The organism is Reichenbachiella agariperforans (genome assembly GCF_900142205.1).
In the GTDB taxonomy this organism is placed as follows: Bacteria; Bacteroidota; Bacteroidia; order Cytophagales; family Cyclobacteriaceae; genus Reichenbachiella; species Reichenbachiella agariperforans.
Map to the genome: position 1 here is coordinate 36,689 of NZ_FRAA01000013.1, position 13,940 is coordinate 50,628.

Genomic DNA, 13,940 nt, shown 5'->3' on the forward strand with positions numbered 1-13,940 from the left:
CATAAGGAATCATAATGCTATCATGTGTTCGCCTAAAACCAAAAAGAGCTCTATTCGCAGTACAAACAGAGCTCTTTAAAAATCAACTAAGACATCATCAATGATGTACCATAAACTTCTTATAATCAAACTGATGTAGCTCTCCCTTGATCGATAGAAAATATATTCCTGATGGAAAATCAGAGGTTTTCAATCTAAAGGTGTCAGCACCTAATTGAACTTGTCCTTTCTCAAAAACTCTACCTGTCTGATCAAAAACCACCCATTCTAATCCTTCATTCATTTCAGAAGTAAATTTAACAGATATTTCTTGGTCTGAAGGGTTAGGATACATATTGAAATCTAGGTAAGGAACTTCCTCTCCAGTGCCGAGAACCCCATTACTAGCAGAGGCTTTTCCACTCACGAAAGCTGCACCCGCTACAGAACTTCCTGCCTTAACAATTTCAGATTGATACACTTCTTTCGTCTGTCTGTTCTGTATAAATACGATCGCTGCTAATTGATCATCATCTGCGATATTTGACAAATCCCATTGAACATTCAGTGTGGACACATCTCCATCTGCATCAGTCGGCGACCCTATCGGTAGCACTTCATTCATACCTAGATTCGTAGAAAGCTTAATATACTGTCCGGAAGCATCTGGCAACAGCTTTCGAAGTACATTCCTATGCTCCTCAACTCCTCCAATGGACTTCACAACTTTCTGCTCGATAATCGCAACGTACGCGATCAATTCTTCATCTTCTGCTATTCCTTCTGGTGTATTCACTGTAAAAGTAATAGCTCCTTGTACCTCATTCTCTGAAGCAGAAGCATCCCCTTCAATATCAATAGTAAAACCTGGATTACCCAACGAACTCAAAATCAAATCATTAGTAGTCCATGTCAATAGATTCTTTTGGTTCGGATTTCCATTTTCAAACACATCAGACCCTTCATTCCCGTCTAGGAAAGATGTTACGGCATCTACATTATACCAACTACGCCTTGCTCCTGGATCTGAGGTATTCAGTACATAAAAAGGATCTTTAACATCTGTATCAAAACTCAAATGATAAGCAATACCTAATTGATCTTCGGATAATCCCGCACTAATAAGTACATCCGATATTTCACTATCCAAACTAGCAGTTGCTGTATTATAATCATCTGCTCCTTCATCATTTGAAATGCTGTAAAACTGCTCTACAAGCACATTTTTAGAACGTTCCTGAATCGAAAAGTCATCAAAAGCAAATCCAAAAGGCTTTGTAGAAGAGCCTGTCACTGCTGTAGATGCGATTGCAAACCTAAACCGCACATTGGTCAAATCACCTTCTATACCATCCAAACTATGCCTAGCAGATGCCCAAGTCAACTGATCTGCGGCTCCTGACCACCCTGTAGAAGTCAGCGTATTGTTATTCTGTGGTTCCTGTTGTTGCCCAGGGTCTGAACCTACATTATCCCAATTGTACCACTCAAGTCCAGATTTGATTCCATTGACTCCACCATCATTATATCCGAGTACTTTCCATGAAGTACCATCATCTACACTATATTGTATCGCTACACCATCCTTAGAGTCCTCAAACTGATACAGCACATTGAAGGACACCATAGGTTTCTCCATTTCAGAAATATCAAAAGACGGGCTATACAACCATGAGTCCTCTGCTCCAAAGTAGCCAACAGATGCGTCATCACGAGTATAGAGTGTAGACCAAATATACGGACCTGAAGTAGTTGGTTTCTGTGGATCAGAACCAATTATCCCATCAAAGTCTACCGACTTCCAAACCCAACTCTTTTCTCTCAATGCCAATAGTCCTGTCGAATCATTTATTAATAGAGCATTATCCTTCAATGTCTCTGCATACCAACCATCCTCATCAGGATCAAAATTTCCAGATTCAAAAGTCTCAATATATGGCTGATCTGGGGTCACCTTTATCTTTGGCAAGATATTTACATCACGTGTCAAGGTCGTAGCACAGTTAGCGTCAGTAGCCAATGTAACAGACACTTCATAATTGCCTGGGGTATCATATTGATGCTCCACAGGTGTAAAATTAGCTTCATTGCTAAATGTTGCGTCTGTCCAAACAGTATCCGCTCCTGATTCAAACCTCAAACCTATTCGATCAATATCAGCATTGTCTAAAAGTAATTCATCAATAACGAATGTCGTAGGTTGTCCAGCAGTCACAGACTCCCAAACAAAAGCTACAGTAGGACTAATTTTAACATCCACTTGCGCTGTGCTCAACTCAGATCGACAATAGTCCATACTACTAGCCGTCACAAAATTGGTGTAGTCAGCATATAATTTGGCAACAAACTGTGCATTTCTAACCCCTACTAACTCAAACTTCTTTGATACATTTTGTCCCTCATCAGTTTCATTATACTCGTCATACAAGGGCACATCGGCTCCCCCCTCGGTCTCCCAAGCCCAATAATAAGACAACTCTCCTTCATCATAACGTGAATTCGTAGAGACAGAAGCTGAAAAATCAATACTAGGATTAACACACCCTCCGTCTACAATAAATTCAACTTCTGGCTGATCATAAAGTGTTATTACTTTTTCTACAGAATTGGAGCATCCACGCTGATCTGCATACTCATATCTCAAAACATATTCAGCACTTACACCGGTCGAAGTTACTTTAATACCTTCGGTATCATGATTCCCCCATCTAGAAGGTTCAAATGTAGCCTTAGAAATACTCCCTGATAAATTTGGTATAATAATATCATTGACGAAAAATTTACCATCATCACCTCCAATATCTACCGCGGTACCATCAACAATAAAATCTCCAAAAGAATCACAAATAGCAAATTCACTCGAAGAGTCAAAACCTGTCGTTTGAACACTGCTCAGGCTCAGTTCTGTAAGTGGATTGACCACAACCATTTCACTAACATCATTAGTACACCCTGTCCCTGGATCCGTATAAGTAAAAGTTACAGTGTGTGTGGTAGAACTCCCCCCTTCCTCTACTCCAATGACACCATTGTCATCAGTGGCAAAATGCGCTACACCTGGCAAAAAGCCTGCAGTACCATCATTATAATTCGTGATAGCTGTATTATCCGTACTCAGTGAGAAGACGCCAGAATTTGCAGGGTTAAGACCTATTACACCAATTAACTCTACCTCATCAGTACTCACACAATACTCTCCTGCCTCACTTCTTGATCCTGATTCTATGTTAGGGATATTGAGACTTAATGCAGGCAATGGATTGACACTTAGGGTAAGTTCAGTCCTCAAGTCTGTATCATACTCACTACTCTTACACCCATCTTCAGTAGCGATAATGAAGTAATTCAAGTCTACATCTGTATTGTCATCAATAGTAGGGAATGACGGATGATCATCAGCTAAAATCTCCGAGCCATCTGTGCTTTGAGAACTAGATATTAAAGCCGTCAGCCCCGTATTTGAATACCAACTATATGTCGCACCGTTGTAATCCGATGTATTTTCAATAACCAGTGTAGTGATAGTCTCTCCAGAACAATAGGAAAAGTTACCATCAGCATCTGTACCCGCGACTACTGGTGTAGTTGGTATATCATTAACCACAACTTCAAACGACGTATAAGAGCTTTCGCATCCTGCAAACCCAGAGGAATTGATATTCTCGTTAGTCAGTTGAGACACTAAATAGTGATTTTGATCAGTATTAACATTGGCAACCCTCATATTAGCATACAAAGGCGTAAAGACATTGCTTAAAGACTTTTCAGAGCGATACACATCCGCTCCATCAAAATCATCATTGATACTATTTACATCCTCTTGAATCCAATTGTATGTTCCTCCCGCGGAATTAAGAACCTGAAAATTAGGAACAATAGTACTAGCTCCATTGTCGCATAGTGCGACAGATGTCAAGTTCAAGACTGGAGCAGCAGGATTTGACAGAATATGTATTGAGATAGTCAATGGTTCACTCTCACACCCTGTAAAGTGCGGGTTATTAATATCCTGTGCCTGTGTGACATAAAAGGTATAATCCCCAGCACTCGGACTACCATCTAAACCTAATACATTCGTTGGTACAGCATCTAATATTGTAGCCGTAGTTGCGTCATTGTCTGTGGTATCTATACGAGCACTAGCTACACCTATGTCTGATAAATTTTCGTACCAAAAAAATAATTCTCCCGAAATATCCTCTCCAGTTACCCTCAAGTCAGATACAGTTGTCCCCGTACAATAGTAAAAATCAGTAATAGCAGAAGAAGCTTCTACAGGCTTGCTGGGCACATCAAACACATTAATCTTCACGGTGACCATATCTGCTTCTAAAGTCTCACATCCATCATGGATAAATTCGGAACCAACCTTCACTGTATCTATTAGTTGCGAAACAAGGAAATAAATACTACCATCACTGGCTTGTGTAGCATCTGATATACCCAACTGTGAACCCGTCACAGTGTTCGAACTCGTCCTATATCGTGGGTTGGTAGGTTTATTCATAGATCCATCTAACAAATACCATAAAAATTCAGCATTTGGGCTCCCGGTAAATGAAATCGAGAGGGCATTGAGATCTCCCTCACAAACACTCAACTCCATATCGTCCGTCGCATCTTGATCATTGGCTGTTGCTACTAGCACTGGCGCTGCTGGGTCAGGGAATACTGTAATGGTTACTTTCACTGGCTCACTTTCACATCCTGAATAACCAGAAGTTTGATTGACATTAGTAGTTTGAGTGACCCAATAAGTATACACTGTAGTATCTGTAGCAGCTGTTGTATTACTAAAACCTCCTTCAGCAATTAACTCCGATTCTTTGACCGTCACGTCATTAAATGACCCTACCGTGATCAATGTAGAACTAGGGCCAGAACCTGTACCATCATCTGTGTACCAGTTATATTTGGTATCATCTAAGCCTGGAGCAGCTATAGTACCCAAATTATCTCCATTACATAGATAGTACTCAGTCCGTCCATTGGTAAACTCTGTAGTATCTGGCTTGCTCGGAACTATATAAGAAAAGAACTCAACCTTGGTCGTATCACTATAGCTACCAGCAAATTCCGCATTACTATCTAGGTAAGTACTATCATTTTGTACATGAACAATATAGACCAATGTATCACTACCTACATCACCATCAAAACCTAAATAGGCTGGTGTAATTGTATTCGTGGTGATTCGAATCGTATCAGTTTGATCTTCATCCATGAGAAAGAAATAAGATCTCGTCGCTGATATATCATTTGTCAAAACAATATTGTCTATACTCAATGAACCATCTTGACAATACTCAAACACATATTGATTATTGCCCAATGCAGCCCCACTAGATCCAGCTCCAGACAAATTCAATGCTGGGGCAGGAGTAGTGTTATGAACAACAGTTGTGATTTTTCTTACATCAGACTCACAGCCTGTGAATCCAGATGAGTTGATATCAATGTAGTCATACTCTGTCAAGTAAAACACCTTGCTAATACCTCCATTCGGAGTAGAGGTATTGAATAGCGTTAATGAATCGAGTGTATACCCATCTGTTCCTGTGACACTACTTATTTCTCCAGACTTGTCAGGGTTGTTGTACCAAGCGACTTTGTCTCCCGTTACCTTCGCTCTAAAATCAGAAATCGTATCTCCAGCATTATATTGTAGATAGTAGGCATCATCACTGTCTAATCCTCCAATACCTGACAGGTCATTCAACAAAACAGGCAACTCTGGTGTAGAAAGCACCTCAAAATCAGCCGACGCACTAGATGTACATCCTCCAGGTGTTATTCCTGCCGATTCGTAAAACAACGTATAGTAACCATCCCCTCCCAAATTCACTGGCTTAAAGAACGTCTGGTTGTTCGTACTAGAATGAGCAGCAGTTCCATTAATCACTCTACTAGAATAATTATAGGTAGTAGATTCTGTCGACCTACCGCTATCGGTATATTTAATGATCCAAAACCCATTATTTACCGTAGAAACTCCATTGGCAGGACTACCTGTATAAACATCTACATCTACTTGAACAGTGATTTCACTTTCATCATCCTCACAATAGTATGCATCTACCCCTTCCATACTCAATGTAGGATCTGGATACAAATAAATATCTTTTTCAGCCGCAACAGATCGAGATGAACCGTCATCAGCAGATACTATATATACAAACCGTAAAGTATCTACCTCGGTACTTGAATTGGTGAAAGAAGAAGGATTCAATCTCCATTCTCCATTCGAATATGAAGGTGTTCCTGCTACAATACTTGGTCTATTATCCCCTCCTGAACTAGAAGCCCCATCATAAGACAACAATGTGGACGCTATATTACCACCAGTAGATGATGAGACTCCCCCTACAGCACCTATACTGGTATCAATACTACCATCTTTAATATAATACACCTCTAGCCCATAAAAATCAGGGTTAGCCGTATCTGTTCCATTTACATCTATACCCGATGGGTTAAAGATCACTTGCAATTCTGCTTCAGTATCTGTTTTACAAAGATTGGTTGATTGACCTAACTCAAAAACGTTAATTGTTTCGTTGACTGTAAACTCAAGAACCTCTTCGAATGTCGCATCAACTCCAGATGTCACATTTTCCCAATTGATATCTATCGTGTGTGTGCCACCTGAGGCAACACTCGGAATAAAATCTATGGATGCCGTACCTGCAGTACTTTCAAAACCACTTAAGCCATTTCCATTAAAAGAAACGTTTTGACCAGAGGGATGCACGACGGATAACTCTGTTCCTACATTATTCTCTCCAGCAAATACCGACTGTCCTTCCGAGTTAGTGACATCATCAAGAAAAGCCAATGAATACACAATAGAAGGACCTCTAGAACTAACACCATTGACAGATGTCTCTGTGATATAGAACGTGTACACCCCATTGTCATCAGAACCCGTCCAGTCTGTAATGTCTTCGGACATAAAATCTCCAACCGTAGGTGAAATACCTGTAGAAGGTACTGCAGTTGCTTGATACACATCATCAGTCAAAGACGCGTCTCTATAAATGGTGATTGTACTCCCAACTATAGATGGCTTAATTGTCAAGGGAACTGACGCACTTGGATCAGTCGTTGATCTATAAAGTGCAACATCGTCATCATTGTCACCAACAACTCCAGTTGAATTCTCCACTATAGTAACCTCACCTGTCATATCTCTTTCTATCACTACACTTGTTGACTGTAATGCATTACTTGCTACATCTTCATATACACTCGACGACTTAGCATAAGCAACAGTCAAATCCCCAATAGAGTTGAGATAACTCGCTACGGTCAATGTTAGTTTTTCACTAGAAGCAGAAACCCCTGTAACGGCATATGATGTACCCGCCTCATCTGTGACAGTAAACTCACTAGGCTCATTCGTGTCAATCGAAATATTCTCATTCAAAGTTAACGTGATGGATACTGCCCCACTCACTGTATTTGCACTTTGGATTGTAGGTTCTATACTGTCAAAATCAATACTATAATCTGCCGAAGCATCATTGGTATTGCCTGCTACATCTGTCACAGTAGCAGCATTTAAACTAATCAACACATTGCCATCAAAAGCATCCGTAGGATTAATGGATAGAGTATACTTATTCGTACCTGGTCCTGCAGTCACACTGGCAACTACTCCATTGGTCACTGTAAAGTCTCCAATAACTGGCGCTGCTGTCAATGCCTCATTAAAAGTAGCAACGACATCAAATGGATCTCCATTTTCAGGATCAGACAGTGCATCTGAGAATGAAACAGAAGGGTTTTGATTATCCAACTCTACATCAACACTAGTCGTGAAACTATTGCCCGCAGCATCTGATGCAGTAATACTTATCGTAATCGTACCGTCTTGCAATGAAGAAATATCCGCAGCAGAACTCGTCCATGCTCCAGAAGCTATCGTAGCACTCGCACTCACTGCTGTAGTTGCTGGATTAGTATCATCAAAGCTGAGCGAAACTGTTCGTCCATCTTCTATACCCGTAACTGTTCCTGATACTACCACATCTTGATCCTCCGCTCCATTGACAACATCATCTATTTCTATAGGTGTCCCAACTGTTATATTTGCTGATTTATCGAGGGTAACTGTCTCATTGTCACTGGTAGAATTACCTGCTACATCACTCACAGAGGCTGTTACTGTGATGGTTCCTTCGTCCAATCCCGATATATCAACATCACCTGTGCTCCAAGCACTACCTGATATATTCGGCAATGCAGTCACTACTGGGTTAGTACCGTCATCAAAAGTAACAGTTACGGTTCGACCTGATTCTACATCTGAGGTAGTCCCTGAAACTACAACGGTTTCAGACTCTGATAGAGAAACGACATCATCACTTTCTATTGGTGTGGTAATGGCAAGACTTATAGATTTGTCAATAGTCAAGGCAGTGGTAGCCGAATAACTATTGCCTGCTACATCTGATACACTTACCGAAACATCCACTCCTCCTTCGTCCAAAGTGGACAAATCAATCCCTGTTGCAGACCATGCTTCGGATAACACAGTAGGTGTCTCCGTGATCGTATTTGTTCCATCAGTCAATGTAATCGTCACTGTACGACCATTCTCGATATCTGTTGCTGTACCACTAATCATGAAGCTGGCTACTTCACTATTGTTGATTGTTTTTTCTGCGACAGTCGATGGAGATGAAATTTGGAGATCTCCTGATTGATCCAAAACAGCAGTCGAATGAGCATCAGTGGCATTATTCCCTGCTTGATCAGAGACTGACACATTGATGGTAATCGTTCCTTCGTCCAGTCCACTGATATCAGCATCTGTAGATGTCCATGCATTGCTGATCACTACAGCACTAGAAGTCACCTGAGCAGTACCCACATTGGCATCATCATAGGTAATACTCACAGTCTGGCCAGTCTCGACATTTCCAGTTGTTCCTGAAATAACCAAGGCACCATCTTCAGAAGAATTAATATAATTGTCCGTAGAAATAGTTGTACTAATCGACACAGTCGCTGTCTTGTCATAACTAACCGCCGTACTCGCCTCAGATGCTGCATTGCCTGCATCGTCACTGACATTGGCCGTGATGTTGATCGTCCCTTCTACCAACGCTGACGTGCTAAAATTAGCAGTAACCGACCAAGCATTAGCATTTACATTGACTGTTTCATCAAAACTATTAGTCCCATCGGAAAAAGTAACCGTCACGGTATTTCCATCTTCGACCTCAGTCGTCGTACCTGATACCACCACATCGGTAGATTCGGTAGCATTCACTACAGCATCCCCTTCTATAGACGGACTAGTCGTAATGGCAATGGTCGCCGTTTTATCAAGATCAAAATTAACATTAGCCGTATTCGTATTTCCTGACACATCAGATACTGATGCATCGATATCTATTTGCCCATCATTTAATCCACTGACATTTACATCCGTTAAAGCCCAAATATTTGGCGTTCCAGCCACGACAGTCGCATTCTTGGTAATTGAATTAGCATCCCCTACATCAGAAAATGTCACTTCTACGATTTGACCTACTTCAGCGTCTGTTGTTCCAGATACATCAATAGCTCCGCTTTCTGCAGCACTCACATTCGCCTCGAAAGTCACAATAGCCAAAGCTACACTCTTATCTAGTTCAGCACTTTGAGTAGCCTGAGTTGCAGCATTTCCTGCATTGTCACTCACATCTGCCGTAATCGTAATGGTACCAACAGCCAAAGTACTAATATCCGTAGCGGCTATACTCCAAGCATTGCTAGCTACAGTCGCATTAATAGGTCCAACTTGGCCCGTACCAGTATCATTGAAGTATACCTCTACTGTATTTCCATTTTCTACTCCCGTAGTAAAGCCACTCACAATGACATCATCAGATTCGGCATTATTGATGTAACCATCTCCTTCGATAGGTGTCGCAATACTAACAGTAGCACTCTTGTCATAGGTCAGTTGCTTACTCGCAGTAGCGGTATTACCAGCATCATCGGTGATCGATACCGATACAGTAATTAACCCTTCGAGCAACGTTGTAATATTAAGCTCTTCTCCCAAAATAGTCCATCCTGCTCCCGAACCAGCTGTAGCATCTGCATACGCCGTTACTGTGGTAGACCCATCAGAAATCTTTACCGTAATATCATCTGCGACGGTATTGACATCTGAGGTAGTTCCTGTGACTAAAACATCCTCATCCTCGGCACCATTTACAATATCATCTGATTCTACAGTGTTGATCGTAATACTGGCTAGGTTGTCGATGGTAAGTTGAGTAGAGCTAATGGTAGCACTGTTACCCGCATCGTCGGTCGCACTGGCTTGTATGTTGACTGTTCCTTCTGGATAAGCACTTAAGTCGATTTCTTCTGACACCCAAATGCCTCCAATTCCTACAGTTGCTGTTGGTGCTGGTAAAATTGGGTTTGCATTGTCTTTATCCCTCACCGTCAGCGTAATCGTTGTCCCTACAGGCAGACCTGTACTCGTCCCTCTAATCAAAACATCCGCTATTTCCCCTGTATTGATTCCGTTATCTCCTTCGAGCGTCGCATTGATTGCAATGGATGCCGTTACATCATACACAAAGTTCCGAGTCGCAGTAGTCGCTACATTACCAGCAGCATCTGTTACATCTGCTGTAACTGTTATTTCTGATTCGGTCAGTGAAGTTCCTGTGATATCAAAAGCATGACTCCAAGCCTCACTTGCGACCACCACACCTGCTGGTGTGTAATCATTCGTCCCATCAGATAGCTCCAAAGTAACTGAAGCGCCATCATTGACACCAACTGCTGTACCCTGAATCGTAATATTCGCATCGTCTTCTGTACCATTAACATAATCATCACCTTCAACAGTGCTAACCGTAATTGCCGCTTGTTTGTCCACAGAGATAGTAAGTGGAAGACTAAAATCAGTATTAGTTACATCCCCATTGACACCATCATTCGCAGTAAACACAATGGAAGCATTGTTCACTTCATCCATATTATTACTGAGCCTAGACAGATTATACGCTCCAGAACCACCACTCAGAGGAGCGATATTAGAAAACCCTGAATTCAAAGTAGTCAGATCGGCAGTTACAGTTACATCTTCTGAGACCACCACATTTAAGATTACCGTTTCTCCAATCCCATATAAATTATCCCCACCATTGTCATCTACTGCAGTAAAAACCGGAGCAGCCCCATCTATGTATTGCTTTGGTGCTTCTGCATCTGACATTTCATTCAAACTGCCACTGGTTTCCAAAATGGAACTAGTTCCTCCATCATTATAATAAACCTCCAGTCCAGAGATTCCAGTTCCCACTATTTCGTCGGATAAAAAATTCAAAGAGAGTGTAGTCCCACTAAAAGTATATACTGCTGCATCAATCATGTGTGGTACATTACTAGCATCTTCGATTACAAAATAATCATCCGTGCTACCATCAGTCAGCGATACTGATTCACCAAACACCAATTCTACCTGATCAATAGATCCATTGACATCCGTATCCTTCCAAGTGGCAGAAAGGATGATAGGTTGAGCACCATCCATTGCTTCAAAATCTGTAACATCTTCCAATACATTGGACTGTGTTGACAAATCCTGTACGTCATCACCCCCAGCAGTAAAGTCTAACTCAAATACACCAGAGCTGCCTGTATTGACAGGCGTCCATGTCAACGTGACAAACTCATCGTTGTTATCAGTATCCGTAGCGATATTAGCTACACTAGATGCAAAACCAGTGACTACATCTGTTCCAAGCATATCCGTTACAGAAAATCCTCCAAACGCATCAATCATACTGAGATCACTAATAGACTCAGAAAACCTAAGCTCCATTTTATCAGATTTCCCATCCGCATCGCTATCATAAGTGAGCGCTTCTAACAAACCAGGTCCTGCACCATCAATTGTTCCTATAAATGTCTGTAATGACGAAAGTGTGTTACCCGTGACATCAGGTACCGAAGTAGCATTTAATACAACAGAAGGTGACACTTCTGTATCATATTCATTCCAAGCAGAAGAATTTGCATCTGGATTTTCTGTGAGTTCTATAGATACTAATTCATTGTCATCATTAGCATCACCAAAACTAACATTTTGAATTTTGATAGCAGACTTGGTATAAATACCAAATATGCCTCCTCCGTCTATATTTCCAAAATCAGCAAGTACGATTTCTGAACCATCCACCGCTTCAGAAAATGTCAAATACAGATGATCAATCAACCCGTTAGTATCTTCATCTGCTGTCTCAGCAGCTATAATCATAGGAGCCGCAGCATCATCCACATTGACTGCTGTCCCAGTAATCGAAGCATTGGTACCATCTGTCACACTACCTGTGGTATTTAAATTACTATACCGTATAGTTGTAGTAGCAATGGACGTGCTATTGGATGTCGCTCCTGACACAGTCAGTTGCACATCAGTACCTGACACAGATCCGCCAGTGATAGATAACCCCTCGTCATTCGTGTCAAAACTCCAATCATTAGACTCATACGTCGAACCTGTAATATCTTCAGAGAAAGTAGCATCCACTCTATCAACCGTACCATCTTCATTGACATCTAAATATGCCGCACTAATCACTACTGGAGCTGCATTATCTATATAACTCTGTGCTACATCATCGTCAGCAAGTTCAATACTCCCAGACCGTGACCGAATATATCCACTCGCTGCTTGATCATAGGTTACCGTTAGATTAGTGATATCTGTTCTTTCGATTTCTGTAGCAAGATCAATGGTAATGGGCGAATCAAATGCCGGTCCACTTGTATCATCCCAGTCCGCATTGGTCTGGTTGATTGGAGTGCCATTATCAGCTATCACAAGACTAGGTAGTCCATCTCCTCCTCCACTAGGATCACTAATATGTACCTCTACGTTAAAGGCAACAATTACTTGATCAATTTCACCATTGTTATCCGTATCATTCCATGTAGCACTACTGATCTCTATATCTGGGAAATCAATAGTGACATCCGTAATACTCACTGTGGTAGCTACATTCGTTCCATCAGTTCCATCAAAGTCTATTCGGTAAGTCGTACCATCTACCAATGTTGGTAAATCGGTCAGTAAATCAATTGCCCGAGTCCCTCCGTTAAGCTCAGTCCCTGAGAGGTTCGCTGTATGAGGGCTACTTCCATCTGCAGTCCCTCCTGTTCTTTCAAAAGTTACGGTACCTGCAGTGATCGTTTCCGAAAGCGTGTAGCCTACTGCTGAGGTCGAAACAGTTGAAGAAGCACTCGGTAATAGTGCAGAAAAAACAGGAGCAGCTCCATCTACGGAAGTTTCTGTAGAAGCGGCGACTACATTGCCAGCAGCATCTGTGATTTGGGAAGCTACAATGTCTAAATCTGGCGTAGCGTCCGTATCAGCACTACCACTCTCACTGATCGTTAGAGTAACCTGAGTAGAATTATCTACCGTTACAGCATCAATACTGTATGACTCCCCCGAATTGGTAAAATCATCAAATCCTCCTGTATTGTCTACATCAATCGAACTGCCATCAATAGGATCATCAAATACGACAATCAATCGATCAATCTGTCCATCGCCATCGTCATCACCAGTGGTCACTGAGCTAACAGCTGGACTGGTATTGTCATTGAGACTTGCAGTGTTAAAGCCACTCTGATCCGCAACAGCGGCATTGCCACTCACATCATAGACACTACTCCCATCTGTCAAATCAATCTCTAATGTCTCTGATCCATCTGCTGTATTCGTATAACTGAAAAATATACGTACGACACTCTCTCCTCCTACTAAGGAACTCGCACTTCCTTCTACAACATTATCATTTTGTGTCACAGAAGATATTACAGGACTCACAGCCACTCCTCCACTTAGACTCGGTGAAAAATCTCCTAACTCTAAAGCACCACTACCTCCATTTGTATTATAAACGCCTTCGCTAAAAGTAACATCTGCATAACTATTG

General features: G+C 41.5%; 1 protein-coding gene. It reads right to left on the reverse strand.

What is annotated here, in order from left to right; genetic code table 11:
- Positions 1 to 97: 97 nt before the first annotated feature.
- Complete coding sequence (locus BUB99_RS19595) at positions 98 to 13,831, reverse strand: T9SS type A sorting domain-containing protein (RefSeq protein ID WP_221407538.1); 13,734 nt, start codon at positions 13,829 to 13,831, stop codon at positions 98 to 100.
- Between the last annotated feature and the right edge of the window lie 109 nt (positions 13,832 to 13,940).